The 22,674-nt window shown below is 41.5% G+C and carries 20 protein-coding genes and 2 rRNA genes; 5 read left to right on the top strand and 17 right to left on the bottom strand.

Features of this window, described 5'->3' with window-relative positions; all coding sequences use genetic code 11:
* Positions 1-15 precede the first annotated feature (15 nt).
* The 5 genes from lysS to xerD all read right to left on the bottom strand — a co-directional run bounded on the left by lysS (position 16) and on the right by xerD (position 6,346).
* On the bottom strand, positions 16-1,551 hold the full coding sequence (lysS, locus tag RB215_RS02700) for a lysine--tRNA ligase (RefSeq protein WP_011327221.1): 1,536 nt from the start codon (positions 1,549-1,551) through the stop codon (positions 16-18).
* A 27-nt stretch (positions 1,552-1,578) separates the two neighbouring features.
* Positions 1,579-2,677 (bottom strand): peptide chain release factor 2 gene (gene prfB / locus RB215_RS02695; protein WP_011327220.1). Its coding sequence is split into 2 segments (ribosomal slippage): positions 1,579-2,601 and positions 2,603-2,677, totalling 1,098 coding nucleotides; the frame shifts between segments, so codons are not numbered across the junction.
* A gap of 145 nt (positions 2,678-2,822) precedes the next feature.
* Positions 2,823-4,544 carry a single-stranded-DNA-specific exonuclease RecJ gene (gene recJ / locus RB215_RS02690; protein ID WP_309216833.1) on the bottom strand — a complete coding sequence of 574 codons (1,722 nt, stop codon included), beginning with the start codon at positions 4,542-4,544 and terminating at the stop codon, positions 2,823-2,825.
* Between the two features lie 84 nt (positions 4,545-4,628).
* Positions 4,629-5,357, bottom strand: a complete 729-nt coding sequence (dsbC, locus tag RB215_RS02685) for a bifunctional protein-disulfide isomerase/oxidoreductase DsbC (RefSeq protein ID WP_041454340.1) — start codon at positions 5,355-5,357, stop codon at positions 4,629-4,631.
* Positions 5,358-5,419: 62 nt separating this feature from the next.
* Entirely contained in the window at positions 5,420-6,346 is a 927-nt protein-coding gene (xerD, locus tag RB215_RS02680; RefSeq protein ID WP_011327217.1) for a site-specific tyrosine recombinase XerD, read from the bottom strand.
* 107 nt (positions 6,347-6,453) lie between these two features.
* On the opposite strand from xerD, the gene fldB reads away from it, so the two are divergent.
* Positions 6,454-6,975, top strand: coding sequence for a flavodoxin FldB (fldB, locus tag RB215_RS02675; RefSeq protein WP_011327216.1), 522 nt, complete (start codon positions 6,454-6,456; stop codon positions 6,973-6,975).
* Positions 6,976-7,038: 63 nt separating this feature from the next.
* Here the strand turns inward: fldB and RB215_RS02670 are convergent, their stop codons facing one another.
* Together RB215_RS02670 and RB215_RS02665 are read right to left on the bottom strand one after the other, a co-directional pair.
* The gene (locus RB215_RS02670; RefSeq protein WP_011327215.1) at positions 7,039-7,485 is read right to left on the bottom strand and encodes a DUF2147 domain-containing protein; all 447 of its coding nucleotides are present in this window, start codon (positions 7,483-7,485) and stop codon (positions 7,039-7,041) included.
* Positions 7,486-7,537: 52 nt separating this feature from the next.
* Positions 7,538-8,236 (bottom strand): tRNA1(Val) (adenine(37)-N6)-methyltransferase, encoded by a 699-nt coding sequence (locus RB215_RS02665; protein WP_182683836.1) that lies wholly within the window; start codon positions 8,234-8,236, stop codon positions 7,538-7,540.
* A 75-nt stretch (positions 8,237-8,311) separates the two neighbouring features.
* On the opposite strand from RB215_RS02665, the gene srmB reads away from it, so the two are divergent.
* Entirely contained in the window at positions 8,312-9,538 is a 1,227-nt protein-coding gene (gene srmB, locus RB215_RS02660) for an ATP-dependent RNA helicase SrmB (RefSeq protein ID WP_058372586.1), read from the top strand.
* 253 nt (positions 9,539-9,791) lie between these two features.
* Positions 9,792-10,112, top strand: a complete 321-nt coding sequence (locus RB215_RS02655) for a BON domain-containing protein (RefSeq protein ID WP_011327212.1) — start codon at positions 9,792-9,794, stop codon at positions 10,110-10,112.
* Between the two features lie 139 nt (positions 10,113-10,251).
* On the opposite strand, the gene RB215_RS02650 is transcribed toward RB215_RS02655, so the two are convergent.
* Positions 10,252-12,429, bottom strand: coding sequence for a YgiQ family radical SAM protein (locus tag RB215_RS02650; protein WP_011327211.1), 2,178 nt, complete (start codon positions 12,427-12,429; stop codon positions 10,252-10,254).
* A gap of 301 nt (positions 12,430-12,730) precedes the next feature.
* Here RB215_RS02650 and RB215_RS02645 point away from each other — a divergent pair, with 301 nt between their 5' ends.
* The gene (locus RB215_RS02645) at positions 12,731-13,291 is read left to right on the top strand and encodes an SRPBCC family protein (protein ID WP_011327210.1); all 561 of its coding nucleotides are present in this window, start codon (positions 12,731-12,733) and stop codon (positions 13,289-13,291) included.
* Entirely contained in the window at positions 13,260-14,147 is an 888-nt protein-coding gene (locus tag RB215_RS02640; protein WP_011327209.1) for a TIGR03899 family protein, read from the top strand. The genes RB215_RS02645 and RB215_RS02640 overlap by 32 nt, the downstream gene beginning before the upstream one ends.
* A gap of 36 nt (positions 14,148-14,183) precedes the next feature.
* On the opposite strand, the gene RB215_RS02635 is transcribed toward RB215_RS02640, so the two are convergent.
* The 9 genes from RB215_RS02635 to RB215_RS02595 all read right to left on the bottom strand — a co-directional run bounded on the left by RB215_RS02635 (position 14,184) and on the right by RB215_RS02595 (position 22,484).
* On the bottom strand, positions 14,184-14,954 hold the full coding sequence (locus RB215_RS02635) for a TIGR04219 family outer membrane beta-barrel protein (protein ID WP_086996921.1): 771 nt from the start codon (positions 14,952-14,954) through the stop codon (positions 14,184-14,186).
* Positions 14,955-14,957: 3 nt separating this feature from the next.
* Positions 14,958-15,944 (bottom strand): DUF2333 family protein, encoded by a 987-nt coding sequence (locus RB215_RS02630; protein ID WP_011327207.1) that lies wholly within the window; start codon positions 15,942-15,944, stop codon positions 14,958-14,960.
* Positions 15,945-15,952: 8 nt separating this feature from the next.
* The gene (locus RB215_RS02625; protein WP_309216832.1) at positions 15,953-16,462 is read right to left on the bottom strand and encodes a copper chaperone PCu(A)C; all 510 of its coding nucleotides are present in this window, start codon (positions 16,460-16,462) and stop codon (positions 15,953-15,955) included.
* A 78-nt stretch (positions 16,463-16,540) separates the two neighbouring features.
* A complete protein-coding gene (locus RB215_RS02620) occupies positions 16,541-16,867 on the bottom strand; it encodes a hypothetical protein (RefSeq protein ID WP_011327205.1) in 327 nt (108 codons plus the stop codon).
* A 36-nt stretch (positions 16,868-16,903) separates the two neighbouring features.
* Positions 16,904-17,110, bottom strand: coding sequence for a PspC domain-containing protein (locus RB215_RS02615; protein ID WP_086996915.1), 207 nt, complete (start codon positions 17,108-17,110; stop codon positions 16,904-16,906).
* Between the two features lie 10 nt (positions 17,111-17,120).
* Positions 17,121-17,801, bottom strand: coding sequence for a PspA/IM30 family protein (locus RB215_RS02610; RefSeq protein ID WP_179808192.1), 681 nt, complete (start codon positions 17,799-17,801; stop codon positions 17,121-17,123).
* Between the two features lie 253 nt (positions 17,802-18,054).
* A complete protein-coding gene (dusA, locus tag RB215_RS02605; protein ID WP_375144255.1) occupies positions 18,055-18,987 on the bottom strand; it encodes a tRNA dihydrouridine(20/20a) synthase DusA in 933 nt (310 codons plus the stop codon).
* Positions 18,988-19,335: 348 nt separating this feature from the next.
* A 5S ribosomal RNA gene (gene rrf, locus RB215_RS02600) occupies positions 19,336-19,450 on the bottom strand.
* 145 nt (positions 19,451-19,595) lie between these two features.
* A 23S ribosomal RNA gene (locus RB215_RS02595) occupies positions 19,596-22,484 on the bottom strand.
* Positions 22,485-22,674: the final 190 nt, after the last annotated feature.

The raw sequence follows: 22,674 nt of genomic DNA, 5'->3' as shown, positions 1-22,674 counted from the left end.
TTTACATTATTAAGCTTAGTCGGCTTGCGGGCGCATATGCGGGAACAAGATAACGTCTTTAATGGTTGGAGAGTCAGTAAACAGCATTACTAAACGGTCAATACCAATACCTTCACCTGCAGTTGGTGGTAAGCCATACTCTAGTGCGCGTATGTAGTCTTCGTCGTAATGCATTGCTTCATCATCGCCTGCGTCTTTCTCTTCAACTTGACGAGTAAAGCGCTCTGCTTGGTCTTGTGCATCGTTAAGCTCAGAGAAACCATTAGCCAGCTCACGTCCGCCAACAAAAAACTCAAAGCGGTCTGTAACAAATGAATTTTCATCGTTACGACGTGCCAATGGTGATACTTCCCATGGGTAGCCGGTAATAAACGTAGGTTGAATAAGCATGTGCTCTGCTGTTTCTTCAAATATTTCACACAAAAATTTACCTGGGCCCCAAACACAGTTTTCAGGAATTTTAACGTGTACTTGCTTAGCGTACGCTTTTAATTGTTCAAAATGGTTTTCTGGGTCGTTAAATACTGCCGCATCAAACTCAGGGTTATATTTTAAAATTGCGTCGCTCATGCTTAAGCGCGTAAACGGTTGACCAAAATCGTATTCAACTGAGTCAATTACTTCGCCGTTTTCGTCTTTAGTTGTGTTAACTACCACAGCACTACCAAGTACGTTTTCTGCAACTGTACGTAGCATGTCTTCGGTAATGTTCATCAGATCGATGTAATCAGCGTATGCTTGGTAAAATTCAATCATTGTGAATTCTGGATTGTGACGCGTAGATAACCCTTCGTTACGGAAGTTACGGTTAATTTCGAATACGCGATCAAAACCACCTACCACTAAACGCTTTAAGTACAGCTCAGGCGCTATACGTAGGTACATGTCAATATCAAGCGCGTTATGGTGTGTTACAAACGGGCGTGCCGATGCACCGCCAGGAATAACCTGTAGCATGGGTGTTTCTACTTCCATAAAGTCACGGTCTGCTAAAAAGCGACGAATGCCTTCAACTACTTGTGAGCGAATGCGGAATGTTTCACGCGTTGCTTCGTTAGTAATTAAATCAACGTAACGTTGACGGTACTTAGTTTCTTGATCTGATAAGCCATGGAATTTTTCAGGCAACGGGCGAAGTGACTTAGTTAACAGTTGGTACTCTGTCATTTCTACGTATAAATCGCCTTTACCCGATTTATTAAGCGCGCCTTTAACACCAATAATATCGCCAGTATCTAGTTGGCCATATTTTTCTTTTAAATCTTTTTGCACATCTTTAGACGCATATGATTGTACGCGGCCTTTCATGTCTTGAATTACAAAAAATGGTCCGCGCTTTGCTAAAATACGTCCAGCAATAGACACTACTTGTTGTAACTCTACTAATTCTTCTTTGCTCTTATCACCAAACTGGGCTTGCAAATCTGCCGTGTAATGCTCACGACGGAATTGGTTTGGATGACCGTTGGCTGGGCAATTTTGGCGTATAGCATCTAATTTGCCACGACGCTCAGCGATTAACTTGTTTTCGTCTTGGATTTGATCAGTCATTTTTTTAGCTCTTTATTAGCTTGGTGGTTATAAACCAGATTTTAAGCTGGCTTCTATAAATTTGTCTAAGTTGCCGTCAAGTACCGATTGGGTATTACGGCTTTCAACGCCTGTACGTAAATCTTTAATGCGAGCGTCATCGAGTACGTATGAACGAATTTGACTGCCCCAACCAATGTCCGACTTTGAGTCTTCTTGGGTTTGTTTTTCAGCATTTTGTTGTTGTAACTCTAGCTCAAACAGTTTTGCTTTTAACTGTTTCATTGCTTGGGCTTTATTTTTATGTTGTGAGCGCTCATTTTGGCACTGCACTACGGTATTTGTTGGTACGTGCGTAATACGAACCGCTGATTCAGTGGTGTTAACGTGCTGACCACCTGCGCCCGAGGCACGGTAAACGTCAATACGTAAGTCAGACGGGTTCATATCAATTTCAATATTGTCGTCAACTTCTGGGTAAACAAATGCAGAGGCAAACGAAGTATGACGACGACCACTTGAGTCAAACGGGCTTTTTCGCACTAAACGATGCACGCCAGTTTCGGTACGTAACCAACCATACGCGTATTCGCCAACAAAGCGAACTGTTGCGCCTTTAATTCCTGCAACATCGCCACCAGTTGCTTCTACTAATTCAACTTTAAAGCCTTTAGCTTCGCCCCAGCGTAAATACATGCGCAGCAAAATATTACACCAGTCTTGTGCTTCAGTGCCGCCAGAACCAGATTGTAAATCAAGGTAAGCGTCGTTTGAGTCATGAGGACCGCTAAACATACGACGAAACTCTAACGCTTCTAGTTGCTCGTTCAAGTCTGCTAGTTCGCTTTGTGCTTCATCAAAGGTTTCTTGATCTTCGGCTTCTACAGCAAGCTCAAGTAAGCCTTCAACGTCGTCAGTACCCGTCACTAAAGTATCGATAGTTTCAACAACAGCTTCTAATGCCGACTTTTCACGGCCGAGAGCTTGTGCGCGTTCAGGTTCATTCCATACGGCTGAGTCTTCAAGTTCGGCGTTAACTTCTTCTAAGCGTTCTTGTTTAAGAGCATAGTCAAAGGTACCCCCGAAGCAACTCAGTACGTTCGCGAATTTCCTTGATTTGGTTAATCACAGGATTCACTTCAAACATGGTCATTACTCCAAAATGGCTAGGTTATTACGCTCCTTAAAAAGGAATTAACGCAATATATTATCGTCAAATGATAAAAACGCCCGATTTTAACAAAAAACCGTGCGCTTTATTAGCACTTTATGCGATCTATTCTAGATATTTTTTAGCTGGCTTTTTCTAGCTCTCGGATAATTAATTGCAGGGTGAACTTGCCTCTAAACTCATTTATATCGAGCTGATACGCTGCTTTAACAAATTGTGCGTTGTTATCTGGCCATTCTTTTACATCAATGCCAAAAGCTATGGCATCAACTAAGCGGCCTGATTGATGTTTTAATACCAGTTTTAAATGCTTTTCGCCCACTATACGCTGCTGAATTAACTCAAATGTGTGCTCAAATACCGGTTCAGGAAATTGCTGCCCCCAAGGGCCCGCTTGTTTTAATTGCTGGGCAAAATCCATGGTAAAACACTCATTTGGCAACTCGCCATCGGTAAATACAATGCAGCGTTTACTTTCTTCACTAAGCTGGGCGCTAACGGCAGTATCAAAGGCGTGTTTAAATTCGCTAAATTGCTGCTCATTAATACTTAAACCGGCCGCCATGGCATGGCCACCAAACTTACTAATTAAGTGCGGTTCGGCAGTACTTAGCCCTTCGAGTAAATCGCGTATGTGCAGCCCTTCAATTGAGCGACATGACCCTTTTATTTCACCGTTTTCGCCACCCGCAAATATAACTGTTGGGCGGTGGTATTTTTCTTTTAAACGCCCGGCTAAAATACCGATAACACCTTGGTGCCAATCCTCTTGGTATAAACAAATAGCGTCGGGAATATTGTCATCATTAAACGCTAACTTATCAAGCACAGCTTGCGCTTCATGCTGCATGCCTTGCTCTATTTCGCGGCGTGCAAAGTTTAAGCTATCTAGCTCACTGGCAATGCGCCTAGCTTGGTTTATATCGGTACTGAGTAAGCAGGCTATGCCTAAACTCATGTCATCTAAGCGCCCTGCGGCATTTAGGCGCGGAGCAAGCGAAAAACCAAAGTCGCTGGCACTCAATCTTGAGGCATTACGATTAGCAACCTCAATGAGGGCAGTAATGCCTGGGCGAGTTTTACCACTGCGAATACGCGCTAGTCCTTGGTGCACCAATGTCCGGTTATTGGCATCAAGCGCCACTACATCGGCTACAGTACCAAGCGCAACTATGTCGAGCAGGTCGGCTAAGTTAGGCATAGGCTGCTGCGCAAAATGATTTTGCTCACGCAGTGTGCTTCTAAGGGCAATAAGTAAGTAAAAAGCCACACCAACACCTGCAATCGATTTAGACGGAAAGCTGCAGTCGTGCCTGTTCGGGTTTACTATGGCATCGGCATTAGGGAGTGTTTCGCCCTGTAGGTGATGGTCGGTAACCAGTACTTTAATATTGGCGGCTTTTACAATATCAATACCCGCAATACAGGAAATACCGTTATCGACTGTAATTACTAAATCGGGTTTAAGCTGTACTATTTGCGCAGCTAACGCCGGGCTTAAGCCATAACCTAAGCTAAACCGATCAGGTACTAAGTAATCTAAATGAGCAAAGCCAAACATGGCCAAGCCTTGCATTAATGTAGCGGTACTGGTTGCACCATCAGCATCAAAATCGCCAACAATTAAAATATGGCTTTGGGCATGTAGCGCCTCAATTAACAAGTCGCAGGCTTTGTCCATATCTTTAAATAACTTAAAGTCGTGTAATGTGGCGGCGCTGTTATTTAGCTCATCGGCATGGGAAACATTTCGCGTGGCATAAATTTGCTTAATTACAGGGTGTAAATGACTCGGTAAATGTGAATCATCGACGTTTTCGCGCGTTTGGATCGTTTTTTTCATGCAGATTTTTAACTTATTTGGTTCATCATAAATATACAAAAAAAGGCCTTTCGGCCTTTTTTATGCGCACCGTAAATTTAATTACTATGGGGCTTTACTAGCGTTAAGCGCAGCGCTTAATGCGGCAGCTGGCTGATAACCTGGGATCATGGTGCCATCTTCTAAAATAATAGCAGGTGTACCGGTAACACCAAAGCTTTGACCTAGCTGATAATGCTCAGCAACTGGCGCACTACAACCTTTAACTGCTGTAGTATTTGAGCCACTTTTAGCTTCGGTTAGTGCTTCTTGTTGATCTTTAGCACACCATACGTTCATTAAGTCATTATAACCTGAACCTTGTAGGCCACCGCGCGGAAACGCTAAATACTTAACGGTAATACCCGCTTCAAGTAAATCATCTAGCTCACGGTGTAATTTACGACAATAACCACAGCTAATGTCGGTAAATACGGTAATGCTATGTTTTTCGTTAGGTGCTTTGTACACTATCATCGAATCTTCGTATTCTTTTAACCCAGCTTGGCGTACGCCGTTTAGTGCTTTTTCGGTTAAATTACTACGATTATTTAAGTCTATAAGTGTCCCTTGCATTAAAAACTGTCCGTCTGGGCTTGCATAAAGCACACCTTGATTAGTGATCAGTTCTTTTAAACCCGCTACTGGGCTTGGGTTTATTTGCTTAACGGTAACGCCAAGCGCGGCAAATTTAATAACAATAGGATCATTAGCGTTAGGGGCTACAGCCACATCATTCGCTACGGCACTTAAACTAGTGCATAACATGGCACCTGCTAACATTAATTTTTTCATAATTCTTCTCTATTTTTATAAATACATATCAATTGACCGGCTTAGTGATAATAAATTTCATATTAAGCACGTGGATGATGCTGCGCATGTACCGATTTTAATCGCTCATTTGCAACATGCGTATATATTTGGGTGGTTGATAAATCACTGTGTCCTAACATCATTTGAACCACACGTAAGTCTGCCCCATGATTTAATAAGTGGGTTGCAAATGCATGGCGCAATGTATGCGGTGACAATGACGACTCAATTGATGCCAAAATAGCATAGTGCTTCACTCTATGCCAAAAAGTTTGTCGGGTCATGCCAACCCCTCGCTTTGAGGGAAACACAAAGTCGGTGGCGTGTTTAATCATTTGCGCCCGTCCCACCTTTAAAAACTGCTCAAGCCAATACATGGCCTCTTCGCCCAGTGGCACTAAACGTTCTTTATTCCCCTTACCTTTTACAAACACTACAGCTTGGCGCAAATTAATTTGTTCAATCCGCAGCCCTACAAGCTCACTAACCCGCAAACCTGTTGCATATAGTAACTCAAGCATGGCTTTATCGCGCAGCCCCATTGGCTCATCGGTATTGGGAGCGCTCAGTAGCGCCTCTACTTCAGCCTCCGAAAGCGTTTTAGGCAAAGACTGTCCTGCTTTAGGTTGCGCAATATTGAGCATTGGCGAGTCGCTAATTAACTTTTCGCGCACAAAGTACTGATAAAAACGCTTAAGCGCACTAATACTACGCGCAGTACTACGCGGCTTTAAGCCTAGATCAACTCTATGGGCTAAATAGCTTTCAACGTCTAGGCCGGTTACAGTCATTAAATTTTTGCCTTTTAAAAACTGGCAAAACTTATCTAAATCGCTGCGATACGCCGATAGTGTATTTTCACTCACCCCTTGCTCTAAATACAAACAATCTAAAAAGGTTTCTAGGTAATCGTTATTGCTTTTTGGTGCCGTGCTTGGTTCTGAAAAGTCGTCAGCTAGCGTTGTCACTTTTGTGCTCTCATTTTTGTTATAGCCATTGCCTAAGGTATCAATTAAAAACACCTTACGGTAAACTTGAGCTTATCATATCAGGCAATTACACAGTGATAAATACGATGCAAATTGGTTTATTTTTTGGCTCTACTACCTGCTACACCGAAATGGCAGCAGAAAAAATTCGCGACATTATTGGTGCCGATATCGTTACCTTGCATAATATTAAAGACGAACCACTAAAAAATGCAGAGCAATACGATTTCATTATTTTTGGTATTTCAACCTGGGATTTTGGTGAAATACAAGAAGACTGGGAGTCAAAGTGGGACGACATAGCAGACGTAAACTTAAATGGTAAAACCATCGCGTTATTTGGCATGGGTGATCAACAAGGTTACGGCCAGTGGTTTCAAGATGCGCTTGGCATGCTACACGACGAAATAAGTCCGCAAACATTTACCCAGTTAGGTTTTTGGCCAAACGACAATAGTTACGAGTTTGAAGCATCTAAAGCACTCACCGAAGACGGTACACACTTTGTTGGTTTAGCCCTTGATGAAGACAGCCAGTACGAGCTAAGCGACGAGCGTATTGCCACTTGGGTTGAACAGGTAATGACCGAGTACAGCGAAACCCTGTAATACTGTTTATTATTGTTGTACTTGTAAAGCGCAGCCACACTGCGCTTTAATTTTATTGGCTAACTACTCCACTCTTAGCCAATATTGGTTACGATAAAAAAAGCCAATATAACCACGCACTTCTAATTTTTCACCAGCATCTTGAGTCGTTAAGCGCACTGTATAGCTTTTACCGTTATTTGGGTCGAGTATTTGACCGTCTTCCCAACTACCATCACCGCTATCAATCACATTATCAATAATGGTCATGCCTAATATGGGCTGATCTTTTTTATCGCCCGAGCACTGCGAGCACACTGCATTTTGCTTATCTTTATTTAATAATGTTTCAATGGTGCCGCTTAAAACCCCGTTATTTTCAACTATACGGACATACGACTTAGCTTCATTAGTGTCTTCATCAATGGTTTTCCAAAGCCCAACAGGCGTCATACTGGCAAGTACGCTCTGCGTTGTAAAAAATGTAGCGGCTAAGGCGCTTAATAATACTGATTTAGTTCGTTTTTTCATTATAAGTTTCCTGTATACATATAAACTCATCATACCAGCACTGTTTACCACATTACATCTTCAAATAAAATGCTTTGCATAGCGTAATATAATCTTCGCTATAGTTGTTTTCATTATCTTTTATACACAAAGCTGATTCCACAATGCTCTGGTTTATATAGCTAAAGGTCATTAGGCTTCGGCTAATCGCTTTATTTGGCGTCGCCTTTACTTGGCAATGAGTATTTAAAAAAAGCCCGTTTTGAGTAGCAAGTTCAATAAACACCGCAACCTCTGTAGTGGGTAAAATTAAGCTAAAGGTTGAGCCTGAATGACTGAGCTTTTTAAAAGCACTAATTAGCTCAGCAAAACTTAAACCATCTGTATGGCGCGCAATATTACGCGCCTTATTATTACCTTTTAAACTGTGATTAAAATACGGCGGATTGGCTATCACTACATCAAATGGCTGCGCGCTGTTAAAAGTTTGAATGCTTTGCTGGTGCACCTCTATATTTGGCCACGGGCTAGCGGCAATATTTTGCAACGCTTGTTGGTAAGCATTTTTATCAACTTCTACCGCCGTTATAGTTAACTGGGGGCTGCGCTGTTTGCACATAAGCGCCAGCAATCCCGTGCCTGTACCTATATCGAGCAAGCTGTTGGCATTACTTAAATTAGCCCATGCTCCAAGCAAAATACCATCGGTTGATACCTTCATTGCACACTGTTCGTGCGCAACTTTAAATTGTTTAAATGCAAAACCAGACATTTTTTCACCTTTTCATTCACCAAGCAGGCGTAACCGAGTATAATTAGTGCCATTGTCCTTTATTTTTGACACTCTATGCAATTTTCTGAATTTGATCTTGATAACAAGCTACTCGACGCCATTAATAAAATGGGTTACGAAACGCCAACCAGCATTCAACAACAAGCTATTCCTGAAGCACTTCAGGGGCGTGATATTTTAGCATCTGCGCCTACAGGTACAGGTAAAACAGCCGCCTTTTTAATTCCGGCTATTCAATATTTATTGGATTTTCCGCGTCGTGATCCTGGTTTTGCGCGCGTATTAGTAATGACGCCAACTCGTGAGCTAGCTTATCAAATTCATGAACAATGCGAACTACTTGCTAAACGTACTAACCTTAAAATTGGGGTAGTAACAGGCGGTATTAACTATGGTACGCATAAAGAGATTTTTGAAAAAAATAATGACATTTTAATCGCCACCCCAGGGCGTTTAATGGAATATTTAGAAACCGAAAACTTTCATGCTGAACACGTAGAAATGCTTATTATTGATGAAGCCGACCGCATGCTAGACATGGGCTTTAAAAAAGAAATGAGCCGTATTTGTGATGAAGCTAAAAATCGTCGTCAGTGCTTTTTATTCTCAGCAACCCTTGAAGGCGACAGTGTTGAAAGATTTGCTGAAACAACGCTAAACGATCCAGCATTGCTTGAAGCTGAATCGTCACGCAAAGAAAAGGCTAAAATTCACCAGTGGGTACATTTAGCCGACGACTATCATCATAAACTTGAGCTGTTAGTTAATACCCTTAATGGCCCAGACGTAACTAAAGCCATAGTGTTTGTTAAAACCCGTGAGCGCCTTGAAACGCTAATTGGTGAACTAACAACTAACGATGTTAAAGCAGCCTGGTTGCGCGGCGAAATGCCGCAAGACAAACGCATGAAAGCGATGGAAAACTTCCATAGCGGCAAAACCCGTATATTAGTTGCTACCGATGTAGCGGCGCGCGGTATTGACGTGGCTGATATTAGCCATGTAATTAACTTTGACCTACCACGCACAGCCGATATATATGTACACCGTATTGGCCGTACAGGCCGCGCTGGTAAAAAAGGCATCGCTCTTTCACTGGTTGAAGCGCACGATATTGGCATTCTTTATAAAATAGAACGCTATATTGAGCAAAAACTTAAACGTCGTGTTATTAAAGGATTAGAGCCAAAGCATAAAGAAGCTAAGCCTCCGGCTAAAAAGCGTAAAGATCCGGTTAAAATGAAAGCGAAGAAAAAAGCTAAAGTTAAAAAGAAAAAGTAACTTAAGCGCATACTGTAATTAGTATTATATTAGCCGACAAAAATGTCGGCTTTTTAATGCCTGTTCCCCATAACTGCACGGTTTAGGGCTATGTAATCTCTACTTAGTTTTATGTAACAATTGCCCACCTGAATTCCCACTTAATAAAATAGCCTTTATTTTCAGTACATTAAATATGGAACGATAATTGTAACTACCATGGTAACTCCGCCTAATTTGGCTACCCGATTAATTGCAATGTAAGGATATGATTATGAGCCGTTTAAAATTAACTATCGCTTTAGTATCATTTTGTTGTTTGTTTTTATTAGCATGCGCTACAAAAGTGAGTGCTACAACAAATATGGTTGTCGTTAGCAGCCTGGCAACCCAACCTAACTTACAGCAATCGATTACCCACACTTTGCGTACCAACCCTAATTTAGCGCTAAGCGATATTCGCGTACAAGTTAAAAATGGCGAAGTAGATTTATACGGTAAAGCGCAAACAGGTTTTGAGCGTGCGTTGGCACAAAAGTTTTTAGAAAATATGGATGGCGTAAAAATCATTCGTAACAAAATTGATATTATTTAAGTTTTACTTAAATAACTTACATAAAAAATGCCGCTTATTGCAAAATAAGCGGCATTTTTTTCAGTACTCATATATTCAGTAATCAAGCCCAAGCTTAGTAATAAGCCAAACAGGGTAACTACTTTTTAAACTATGATTTCTATTTAGCTCTTTGGCGATTACTCGCTACCTTTGGTTTTGTATTGGCCTTATGAAATTGGCTAAAACCAGTATGGCGCGTTAATGCTGGGCGCCCACCTCGACTACTTCCTTTTGCAGCTCTTTCGTCGCGCCCTTCTTCTGGCACTAAGCAATTTGGCGCTTTACCTATTAGGTTAGCTTTACCCATTTTGCGCAGTGCTTCGCGGATCATTGGCCAGCCCGCAGGATCGTGATAGCGTAAAATTGCTTTATGTAAACGACGCTGGCGCGCACCTTTCGGCACAGGTACTACTTCGGTATTATTTTTAATATTACGCAGTGAGTTCATCTCGGTATGATAAATAGTGGTCGCATTTGCCATTGGAGATGGGTAAAAATTTTGTACCTGATCAAGTTTAAAGTCGTTCGACTTAAGCCACAAAGCCATGTTTACCATGTCTTCGTCTTTAGTACCTGGGTGCGCCGAAATAAAGTATGGGATTAAATACTGTTTTTTACCCGCTTCTTTTGAGTACTTATCAAATAACGCTTTAAACTGATCGTACGCTCCCATACCTGGCTTCATCATTTTTGATAATGGTCCATCTTCGGTATGCTCTGGCGCTATTTTTAAATATCCACCTACATGGTGAGTAACTAATTCTTTAACGTAACGTGGATCTTGCACGGCTAAATCGTAGCGTACACCCGAGGCGATTAATATTTTTTTAATGCCTTTAACTTCACGGGCTTTTTTATACAGCTCAATTGTTGGCGTATGATCGGTATCCATATGCTTACATATTTCAGGGTATACACACGATAAACGTCGACAGGTACTTTCTGCTTTTTTGCTAGTACAACCCAATTTATACATGTTGGCTGTTGGGCCACCTAAGTCAGAAATAACCCCGGTAAACCCGGGTACTTTATCTCTAATTTGCTCAATTTCTTCAATTATTGATTCTTGCGAACGGCTTTGAATAATCCGCCCTTCATGTTCGGTAATCGAACAGAAACTGCAACCACCAAAACAGCCTCGCATAATATTAACTGACGTTTTAATCATGTCGTAGGCAGGTATTTTTGCATCCCCGTAGCTAGGATGAGGAATACGTTGATACGGCAAACCAAATACGGCGTCCATTTCATGTGTTTCTAGTGGATATGCTGGGGGATTAACCCAAATAGAACGATCGCCGTGGCGCTGAAAAATAGCACGAGCACAACCTGGGTTAGTTTCTTGGTGCACAATACGAGAAGCATGTGCATACAATGGCTTATTCACACTTACTTGCTCAAACGCAGGTAATTTAACGTAGGTTTTTTCCCATGGCTTAGGGCGCGCTGGCTGAATAGTAATAACCTTGGCGGCTTCGGCTTTTAAGTCTATACCTGCTTGTTTAAATTCTGATTTGCTACAGCCAACATCATCTGCGCCATACGGGTTTGGAATTGGATCAATTTTACCTATTTTATCAATAGCGGTAGAGTCACTGCCACGCCAGCCTGGTAACGGCTCTTTACGAATAACCGCAGTCCCTCGTACATCTTGAATGGTATCGGTACTTTCGCCCGCTGCAATACGATGAGCAACCTCAACCAGTGGGCGCTCCGCATTACCATATATTAAAATATCGGCTTTAGCGTCAAACAAAACACTACGACGCACTTTTTCTTGCCAATAATCGTAATGAGCAACACGGCGTAAACTTGCTTCAATGCCACCTAAAATAAGTGGTACATCTTTATACGCTTCGCGGCAACGTTGTGAGTAAATGATTACCGCACGATCAGGGCGTTTACCACCAATATTGTCTGGCGTGTAGGCATCATCATGGCGCATGCGTTTTTCAGCTGTATAACGGTTAATCATCGAGTCCATGTTGCCAGCGGTTACACCAAAAAATAAATTGGGTTTACCCAGCGCCATAAACGCTTCTTTAGAGTCCCATTCTGGCTGGGCAATAATACCCACTCTAAAACCTTGCGCCTCAAGTACCCGGCCAATTACTGCCATCCCAAAACTAGGATGATCTACATAAGCATCGCCACTAATAATAATTATATCGCAGCTATCCCAGCCAAGTGCATCCATTTCTTCGCGTGTAGTAGGTAAAAATGGTGCTGTGCCATAACACTCTGCCCAATACTTTGGGTATGAGAATAAGGCGCGCTTAGCTTTAAGTGTGCTCATAAAGTTGACCGTTTAATAACAAAAGGCGCAGATTATACCCTATACCAACCTACCTTGATAGAGCACTACTTTGCTGTGCCGCGCGGTTTTAAAGTGAAGTTTCGTTATTTTTTAATACTTATACACCTAAATTAACTATTACTTTTTATAGGTTGTGGCTAAGTATCTAGCTCAATTAAAAAATAGTTGCTATAAAATTAACCTCGAAAGTTAAGCACACCCGAGTTAATATGCTAAATTAATAATAAGTTATGAGTTTGTAACCTAATTTATCTGAGGTTTTTTTATTAAAATATTAAAAATGTTAGTGCAGCTTTTATTAGTTTTACTCTTACTTTTTATCGTTATTGGCCTATTACTACCACAGAGCTATAACGTAACAAAGAGTATTAACATTAATGCTAATACGCACATAGTAAAACCCTTAATCACTGATTTTTCGCAGTGGCATAAATGGTCGCCTTGGAAGAAGCTGGATCCCTCTGTGGAATTTTCCTTAGGTGAGCCAAGCACAGGGGTTGGTGCTCATCAATCATGGCAAAGTAAATGGGGCGCAGGTGAAATGACCACCACAGCGTTAAGTGCAAACAAAATGGTGTTGAATATTTTATTTGCTCAAGAACACATTATTGCCGCTAATGTAATATTTACGCAAAATGCAAAAACGGTCACGGTTACTTTTCAAATTACGGGGCAAGCCACGCTGCCTTTAGTTTCTGGGTATGTGGCTGTGCTTAGTGAGCACATTTTAAGTAACGCAGTATCACTGGGGCTCAATAATTTAAAAACAGTAGCGCAGCTAAGTGATGCACAAACAATAATGGAAAGTCATGGCAGTCAAAACCGCACAAGCAAGAATTAATCTCGCTAATACCATAGAGTCGTTACTGGGTTATCCTATTATTAAAGTAGGCAATAATGAGGCGTCCCATAATAATGAGCAAAGTTATGGCCCCCAAGGCAAGGTTAAACCGCTATATCGCATTAATAGCGACAATACCGTTTTAGCTAGAGCACAAAAAAGACAAGACTTACTGCTCATTAAACAACAGCAAAATATAGAAACAATTTTAGCTATGGCAATGGATTTTTGTCCTGACGTAGCCAGTAGTAAACAACCCGATGCCGATTGGGTAGAACACTTTGTAGCACTATGTGGTGATACCTCAAATCAATCTATGCAGTCACTTTGGGCAAAAATACTCACCGGTGAAACGCTTAACCCGGGGACTTTCTCAATAAAAAGTTTGCAAACACTTAAGCATATGACCCAGCGCGAAGCTGACTCTCTACAAAAGTGTGTATCCCTCTCTGGTTATAATGAAAAAGACGATAGCCACTTTATTTTACTGGGGTTTTATAAAAAACCATCACTATTTGATTTGTTACGTAAGGGCAATAAAGTATCTTTAAATTTAGGAAAAACAGGGATTAGCTTTCCTGATATATTAACTTTAATGGATTTAAATTTACTATATCGAAAAGAGATTGAGTCTGCGGTACTAAAAACTGGGCAAGAACTTACGTTATCGTTTTTATCACAAAAAGTAACGTTAAAAGCAAAAAATAGCGATTTAGTATTGAGTTATTATAAGTTTACGCAAACAGGTGATGAGCTATCTAAACTCATTAACTACCCGGTAAATAAAGTGTATAAGCAGTTACTTAATAGTGCACTTGAGAGTGAATTTGAACTAGCGTGGCATACTACTAAGTAGCAAAACCACGCTATATACTATTAATTAGCAGTGTAATTAAAAGTGTACTTGAATGCCCGCAAATGGACCCGATGCATCAATATTAGTGTTAATATCATCAACATCGTCTAGCTCTAATGTCATTGAGCGGTAACCTGCTTTAACAGCAACATCTATTGCTAGGTTATCAATAAATTCCCATGCAATACCCATTTGGTAATCTTGAACTTTGCTATCGTCAATTGCTACAAAGCTGCCCTCAAAAAACACGCTTAACCCGGTAAAAGGTAAGCCTGCTTCAGCGCGGCCGTAAACCAATGGTACAAAGCCTGAAAACTCAACAGTTTCAGTATAATCAGCGCCACCTTGTTGCGTAGTACCTTTAACTAAAATCTCACCATCAAACTGCTTAGCGTTAACACCCAAATCGATAGAGATTAAGTCGTTATCAAAGATTTCGTAATAAAATGTGTAATCAATGTGAGTTAAGTCACTTACTGAATTAACCGTAGTACCTACAACGTAATCTGAACCATTAAAAGAAAATGTTTTATCCAGACGTGTAGAGCCGGTAAGCTCAAGCTCTGTGTATCTTAATTTAATATTAGGTACTAATGGCACTGGATGCTCAAGTGCAGCGTAGTAGCTTACGAAGGTTTCATCGTCAAAATTAAAATCTTGTGGTGCATTTCCTTTATAAGAAAAGCTTCCTTCGTTATCCGCTTTCCAGCCATCAACACCTACATACAAGCCTAATAAGGTATCAGCTTGCGCTGCAGGCGCTAAACATGCCATTGAAAGGGCTGCTGCTAAACAATACTTTTTCATTTTCTATCCTTGGGTCAATAATTCGCTAAGTTCAATAAGAGCCGCATTGGCTCTAGAAATATAATTTGCCATAACCAGTGAATGGTTTGCTACATAACCAAAACCATTCCCATTTAATATCATTGGGCTCCATACTGTTTCTTGAGTTGCCTCAAGCTCTCGTATAATTTGCTGCACACTTACGCGTGCATTCTTTTTCTCAAGTACATCGGCAAAGTCATATTCTACCGCTTGTAAGAAATGCAATAAAGCCCAAGTAGCACCGCGCGACTCATAAAATACATCATCAATGTCTAACCATGGCGTTTTTGCTTGCTGTTGTAATGGAGAAAAAGTGGCTTGTGTATTTGATGTATTACCCGCTAAATCAGTGTTTACTTTATCTTGGCCTACACTAGCGCTTAAACGCTGACTCAAGCTACCTAAACGCTTTTCAGCTTCTTTTAGCCAACTGCGCAAGTTATCGGCGCGAGCATAGAATTGACTGTCACGCTCATGGTCATTCGCTATTTGAGTACGATATACCAATAAGTAATCAATGCCTTTTTGGTACTCACCTTCAGCGCTTGGCCACGCCCACGCTTCAGAGCTAATATTAAACTGCGGCTGTGCTTTTTTTAGAGCTTCGTGTTCAGTCGATTGCGATTGCGAACGGCTAAAATCTTTACGCATAGAAAGGGCTAAATCACGCACCATTTCGAGTGCGCCATATTCCCACGCAGGCATATCGTCCATTATTATACTTGGCGGCAAAACATCATTTGATAAATAACCGCCTGGCTTTTCGAGTAACGTACTTGCTACCGTTATTAATGTTGATGTTGTTGTATAACCAATAACAAATTGCTCATTACGTTGCTGGGCTTGCTGCTTTGCTTTTTCTACCACATTAAAACGAGCAGGCTCCGTACTCCAATAAACAGCTATTGCGTAAAAAATAATTAGTAATATAGCTAATGCAGCAACTATTTTCCCTTTATGTTGTGACATTGATCCTCCTAATGATGAGTATGTTGTTTTGATGCTTGTGATTGTTCTGCTTGTGATGCAAGCGATACCACCTGAGCATTGGTAAATACACGGTTGCCATCACTAAAATATAGTGTGAGTTTACGTTGTTGGCCTACTTTTAACGGTTCTTGTGGTTCAAAAATCATTAAATGATAGCCACCAGGCTTAAAATCGATTTGTTGATGGGCGTTAATTGTTAACGATTCAACTTTTTGCATTTTCATCATGCCATCTACGTGCAAGTGCTCATGAATTTCAACGCGACCTAAGCCATCAATAGTTGCTTTAGTCAACGTAGCCACAGTATCACTATGATTTATAATACTTAAATAACCTACACTTGAAATTGTGGCAGGTAAAAACTCCCTTACTTGTGCATTACTAACCTTAATAATAGCAACATCCGCATCGTGATTATGCCCTGAATGTGCCATCGATGATGATGAAAAAAGACTTAAAACCGACACCAAAACAATTGAAATACACTGTTTAATCACCACTCTAATCCTTGTTAAAACATAATGCTAAGTATCAAATTTAACATAGTTCAGTTGCAATAGTCAGTTAATTTGGAGTTAAGATGCTACTTTTTTGTTATCAGCTACTAACCAGCAAAGTACCGCAATAAATAGTAACGGCCAAGCAATCATCAGCGATCCAAATAAAAATGCCAATACAGTTCCGACTAATGCAACTGCTGCTGCGCCAACTAATCCTATCGTTATTAGTACTGCAACAGCTACAAAAATAATAATAGCCGCTAAAGCTCCTATTAGCTCAAGCCCAGTCCAACTTGTATCTGCAATCCAAAGCGGTAATTGCCAAGTATCAAAGTGCACCGCAGAGACAACATCAGTAAAAAATAGTAAATAAACAATTATACATACGGCTAACGCTTTCATTTAGCTCTCCTTAATTCAATCTAAATGTAAATTAGCTTAAATTGCTTTTTCTTCTAGGCAGCAATGCGCAATAAAATAACCTAGTGCAATTGCAAACGGAAAACTCAAAAATAATAAAATAGTGACAAGTCGTGTTGACCACACAGGTAAATCTAATCGCTGTGCTAAACCACTGCACACACCAGATATTTTTTTATCAAGTGGATCTTTGTACCAACCACGTTTGCTGTTAAAACTATTCATAATTATCTCCTTAAGCACTCTGTTTTAAGTTAGTTTTTAAATCAGCTTTTAAGCGAGCTAATTCTGCATCTACTTGTTCGTTTTTCACCAAAGCGTCTATTTGTGCAGCTATAGTATTTTCTGAATCAGTAAGCTCGTACGCTTCTACCTGTGCTTCAATACCTTCTACGCGCTGCTCTACTTTCTCAAATCGAGAGAGTGCATGTGCAACTTTTTCACTTTGTAATTGGCTATTTATTTGCCCCCTTGCAGCCACTATATTGTGCCGCTGTACTAACTGTGTTTGCTTGGCTTTAGCCTCGGCTATTCTTTGTTGCAAACGCTGACAATCCGCTGTCATTTTAGTTATTGATTGCTGCAGCGTTTCTAGTTGCAGCTGCTTTGCTACAACTGTGTTACTAATGGTTTGTTTTTCAAGCAAAGCTGATTTTGCTAAATCATCTCGACCTCTCTCTATTGCTAGCTCAGCTTTATCCTGCCAATATACTAAATTGTTATTTTTATTTTCAATTTGACGTTTAAGTGTTTTTTCTTCGCACAACAAAGCCGCTGTCGTAATGCGACACTCAGTAAGTGCATCTTGCATCTCGCTGAGCATTAAATTAAGTAATTTTTCTGGATCTTCTGCCTTGTCTAATATCGACACTATATTTGCTTGAACAATATCGGTTACGCGATTAAATATTCCCATGAGATTCTCCTGTTAACTTTTTAAGTGATTACACAAATTAGATTCCAAGAGTTATGCCAAGTAATAATATAAACAGTAAAACACATTAAATTCAGAAACTTAAACTTATAATTTATAAATTAAAGTTACTTTTAACTGAATATGATTAAGTGTAATTAGCCAATAAACTAAACTTTTGACTATTTTTTAGGATCAAAAAAGCCATCCGAAGATGGCTGTATTTATTCATTTATTAAATTATTCACTTAGCTGATTATTCAGGTACAAAACTCAAAGCTTTATCCATTACCGATAAGTCGGCTTGTTTTCCATGGCCATTTTCAGACAGATGACGCCTAAATCCACGGGCACCAGGCTGCCCCTGAAAAATCCCCAGCATATGACGAGCAACATGCCAAAAGTTAGCCCCTAAGCGCATTTCGTCTTCAATATAACTATACATAGAGCGCACGACATCATGACGAGATTGCGTGTTAGCGATATCACCATAAATCTTTTCATCCACTTCATTGAGTATAAATGGGTTGCTATACGCTTCTCTACCAATCATCACACCATCAATATGCTGTAAATGCTCTAAACTTTGTTCAATTGTTTTAACACCACCATTAAGACTTAAATCGAGTTGTGGATAATCTTTTTTCAACTGATAAACACGTGGATAATCAAGCGGCGGTACCTCTCGGTTTTCTTTAGGGCTTAACCCCTTTAACCAAGCTTTACGAGCATGAATAATAAAATCATCACAACCAACATTATGCGACGTTTCTATAAGTGCACACAAAAACTCATACGAGTCTTGCTCATCAATACCAATGCGCGTTTTAACCGTAACAGGTATATTTACTTCTGCTTTCATTGCCGCCACACAGTCAGCAACCAATTGCGGCTCACCCATTAAACAAGCACCGAAACGACCATTCTGCACGCGATCTGACGGGCAACCTACGTTTAAGTTAATTTCGTCATAACCACGCTCACCCGCAAGCTTTGCACATTGTGCAAGAGCCTGTGGATCAGAGCCACCCAGCTGCAATGCAACAGGCCCTTCGTGTTGATTAAAGTGTAGGTAGTCGCCTCGGCCAAACAAAATAGCACCCGTGGTGATCATTTCCGTGTACAACACTGTATGCTTAGTCATTTTACGATGAAAAGTACGACAATGACGATCAGTCCAATCCAACATTGGGGCTACAGAAAAGCGTCTATCGAGTGGTTTCATTGGTACACCGTGCTATATAAGTTTAAGTACATTTCGTTCAATTTAAATATCTCTTTTTTGCTTATTTACACACATTTAGATCTATTATTAATAAATAACTACACCATAGGGAACAATCAAAAGGGGTGTTTTAGAATATAAAATCAGGCGTATCTGCGCTAAATTCAAACATTATTATATCAGAATAAGCAAAAAATATAGATACCATTTATATTGAAAACGTCAGCGTTCAAAGTTCAGCCACTCACACTTCACTTTTCTGCAGACGTAAAAAAGCCCGACTATTTCTAGTCGGGCTTTTTACAATTTGGAGCCTGGCAATGTCCTACTTTCACATAGCAAATGCTACACTATCATCGGCGCTGTTTCGTTTCACTACTGAGTTCGGCATGGGGTCAGGTGGGTCCAAAACGCTATTGTTACCAAGCAAATTAGGGCGTTAATTCATATCACTACAAATTAACTGAATTTGGAAAATATCTGATAATATTTTTTAAGTCTTTGCGTAAATATCTACTTTAGCAATATTAACTTCTTGCTTGAACTGTCACATAAAACGCGTTTGGCGTTGTATGGTTAAGCCTCACGGGTAATTAGTACAAGTTAGCTTAATGCCTCACAGCACTTCCACATCTTGCCTATCAACGTTGTAGTCTCCAACGGCCCTTCAGAGAGCTTATAGCTCTAGTGAGAAATCATCTCGAGGCCTGCTTCGCGCTTAGATGCTTTCAGCGCTTATCAGTTCCGAACGTAGCTACCGGGCAATGCCATTGGCATGACAACCCGAACACCAGCGGTTCGTTCACTCCGGTCCTCTCGTACTAGGAGCAACCCCTCTCAATTCTCAAACGCCCACGGCAGATAGGGACCGAACTGTCTCACGACGTTCTAAACCCAGCTCGCGTACCACTTTAAATGGCGAACAGCCATACCCTTGGGACCGACTTCAGCCCCAGGATGTGATGAGCCGACATCGAGGTGCCAAACACCGCCGTCGATATGAACTCTTGGGCGGTATCAGCCTGTTATCCCCGGAGTACCTTTTATCCGTTGAGCGATGGCCCTTCCATTCAGAACCACCGGATCACTATGACCTACTTTCGTACCTGCTCGACGTGTCTGTCTCGCAGTTAAGCTGGCTTCTACCATTACACTAACCGTACGATGTCCGACCGTACTTAGCCAACCTTCGTGCTCCTCCGTTACTCTTTAGGAGGAGACCGCCCCAGTCAAACTACCCACCAGGCACTGTCCGTAATCCCGATTCAGGGACCAACGTTAGAACATCAAAACTACAAGGGTGGTATTTCAAGGTTGACTCCAACAAAACTAGCGTCTCATCTTCAAAGTCTCCCACCTATCCTACACATGTAGGTTCAATGTTCAGTGCCAAGCTGTAGTAAAGGTTCACGGGGTCTTTCCGTCTAGCCGCGGGTACACAGCATCTTCACTGCGATTTCAATTTCACTGAGTCTCGGGTGGAGACAGCGTGGCCATGGTTACACCATTCGTGCAGGTCGGAACTTACCCGACAAGGAATTTCGCTACCTTAGGACCGTTATAGTTACGGCCGCCGTTTACCGGGGCTTCGATCAAGAGCTTCTCCCTAAGGATAACCCCATCAATTAACCTTCCGGCACCGGGCAGGTGTCACACCGTATACGTCATCTTGCGATTTTGCACAGTGCTGTGTTTTTAATAAACAGTCCCAGCCACCTGGTCACTGCGGCTCCCGTCCGCTTAGAGAGCAAGTCTCATCACAGATAGGAGCGTACCTTCTCCCGAAGTTACGGTACGATTTTGCCTAGTTCCTTCACCCGAGTTCTCTCAAGCGCCTTAGTATTCTCTACCTGACCACCTGTGTCGGTTTGGGGTACGATTCCATATAATCTGAAGCTTAGAGGCTTTTCCTGGAAGTATGGCATCAGCAACTTCATCACCTTAGTGACTCGTCTCGTGTCTCAGGTTTAATGTTCGTCCGGATTTACCTAAACAAACGCCCTACTCACTTTCACATGGACTACCAACGCCATGCTTGCTTAGCCTGCTCCGTCCCCCCATCGCAATTATATCGAGTACAGAAATATTAATCTGTTTCCCATCGACTACGCCTTTCGGCCTCGCCTTAGGGGTCGACTTACCCTACCCTGATTAACATGGGATAGGAACCCTTGGTCTTCCGGCGTGGGAGTTTTTCACTCCCATTATCGTTACTCATGTCAGCATTCGCACTTCTGATACCTCCAGCATACCTCCCGGTACACCTTCAACGGCTTACAGAACGCTCCCCTACCACTCATCCTAAGATGAATCCGCAGCTTCGGTGCATAGTTTAGCCCCGTTACATCTTCCGCGCAGACCGACTCGACCAGTGAGCTATTACGCTTTCTTTAAAGGATGGCTGCTTCTAAGCCAACCTCCTGGCTGTCTGGGCCTTTCCACATCGTTTCCCACTTAACTATGACTTTGGGACCTTAGCTGGCGGTCTGGGTTGTTTCCCTCTTCACGACGGACGTTAGCACCCGCCGTGTGTCTCCCGGATATTACTTTACGGTATTCGGAGTTTGCAAAGGGTTGGTAAGTCGGGATGACCCCCTAGCCTTAACAGTGCTCTACCCCCGTAAGTATTCGTCCGAGGCTCTACCTAAATAGATTTCGGGGAGAACCAGCTATCTCCCGGTTTGATTAGCCTTTCACTCCTAACCACAAGTCATCCCCTAACTTTTCAACGTTAGTGGGTTCGGTCCTCCAGTTGATGTTACTCAACCTTCAACCTGCTCATGGCTAGATCACCGGGTTTCGGGTCTATACCTTGCAACTATTCGCCCAGTTAAGACTCGGTTTCCCTACGGCTACCCTAATCGGTTAACCTCGCTACAAAATATAAGTCGCTGACCCATTATACAAAAGGTACGCAGTCACCCAACAAGTGGGCTCCTACTGCTTGTACGTACACGGTTTCAGGTTCTATTTCACTCCCCTCACAGGGGTTCTTTTCGCCTTTCCCTCACGGTACTGGTTCACTATCGGTCAGTTGGGAGTATTTAGCCTTAGATGATGGTCCACCTATATTCAGTCAAAGTTTCACGTGCTCCGACCTACTCGATTTCACTTAAAATGTCTTTTCATGTACGGGACTATCACCCTGTATCGTGGCGCTTTCCAGCAGCCTTCCATTAACACATAATAAGCTTAAGGGCTGTTCCGATTTCGCTCGCCGCTACTTTCGGAATCTCGGTTGATTTCTTTTCCTACGGGTACTTAGATGTTTCAGTTCTCCGCGTTCGCCTCGTTAACCTATGTATTCAGTTAACGATACCTGCAAGCAGGTGGGTTTCCCCATTCGGAAATCCTAGTCTCAAGTGCTTTTTACTAGCTTGACTAGGCTTATCGCAAGTTAATACGTCCTTCATCGCCTCCAACTGCCAAGGCATCCACCGTGTACGCTTAGTCACTTAACCATACAACCCAAACGGGTCTTTGTTGTGTGACAGTTTAACTTCGCCAGAAGTCAATATTGAATACTAAAGTAGATACCAATCAATCAACTCAAAGAGTTAATTAAATGGCACTGAATGGTACTGCTACCATTCTTTTTTTACTTTTGAAAACTCTTGATAAATAACAATGTTATTCATCAGAATTTTATTA

Origin of the sequence: Pseudoalteromonas sp. HL-AS2 (genome assembly GCF_031198805.1) — a bacterium.
Lineage (GTDB): Bacteria > Pseudomonadota > Gammaproteobacteria > Enterobacterales > Alteromonadaceae > Pseudoalteromonas > Pseudoalteromonas nigrifaciens.
This window is presented reverse-complemented; position numbering and strand designations above follow the sequence as displayed.

Coding starts and splice junctions, on each gene's coding strand:
- lysS (WP_011327221.1), bottom strand. CDS start 1,551: ATGACTGATCAAATCCAAGACGAAAACAAGTTAATCGCTGAGCGTCGT.
- recJ (WP_309216833.1), bottom strand. CDS start 4,544: ATGAAAAAAACGATCCAAACGCGCGAAAACGTCGATGATTCACATTTA.
- dsbC (WP_041454340.1), bottom strand. CDS start 5,357: ATGAAAAAATTAATGTTAGCAGGTGCCATGTTATGCACTAGTTTAAGT.
- fldB (WP_011327216.1), top strand. CDS start 6,454: ATGCAAATTGGTTTATTTTTTGGCTCTACTACCTGCTACACCGAAATG.
- RB215_RS02670 (WP_011327215.1), bottom strand. CDS start 7,485: ATGAAAAAACGAACTAAATCAGTATTATTAAGCGCCTTAGCCGCTACA.
- RB215_RS02665 (WP_182683836.1), bottom strand. CDS start 8,236: ATGTCTGGTTTTGCATTTAAACAATTTAAAGTTGCGCACGAACAGTGT.
- srmB (WP_058372586.1), top strand. CDS start 8,312: ATGCAATTTTCTGAATTTGATCTTGATAACAAGCTACTCGACGCCATT.
- RB215_RS02655 (WP_011327212.1), top strand. CDS start 9,792: ATGAGCCGTTTAAAATTAACTATCGCTTTAGTATCATTTTGTTGTTTG.
- RB215_RS02650 (WP_011327211.1), bottom strand. CDS start 12,429: ATGAGCACACTTAAAGCTAAGCGCGCCTTATTCTCATACCCAAAGTAT.
- RB215_RS02645 (WP_011327210.1), top strand. CDS start 12,731: ATGTTAGTGCAGCTTTTATTAGTTTTACTCTTACTTTTTATCGTTATT.
- RB215_RS02640 (WP_011327209.1), top strand. CDS start 13,260: ATGGCAGTCAAAACCGCACAAGCAAGAATTAATCTCGCTAATACCATA.
- RB215_RS02635 (WP_086996921.1), bottom strand. CDS start 14,954: ATGAAAAAGTATTGTTTAGCAGCAGCCCTTTCAATGGCATGTTTAGCG.
- RB215_RS02630 (WP_011327207.1), bottom strand. CDS start 15,944: ATGTCACAACATAAAGGGAAAATAGTTGCTGCATTAGCTATATTACTA.
- RB215_RS02620 (WP_011327205.1), bottom strand. CDS start 16,867: ATGAAAGCGTTAGCCGTATGTATAATTGTTTATTTACTATTTTTTACT.
- RB215_RS02615 (WP_086996915.1), bottom strand. CDS start 17,110: ATGAATAGTTTTAACAGCAAACGTGGTTGGTACAAAGATCCACTTGAT.
- RB215_RS02610 (WP_179808192.1), bottom strand. CDS start 17,801: ATGGGAATATTTAATCGCGTAACCGATATTGTTCAAGCAAATATAGTG.
- dusA (WP_375144255.1), bottom strand. CDS start 18,987: ATGTTGGATTGGACTGATCGTCATTGTCGTACTTTTCATCGTAAAATG.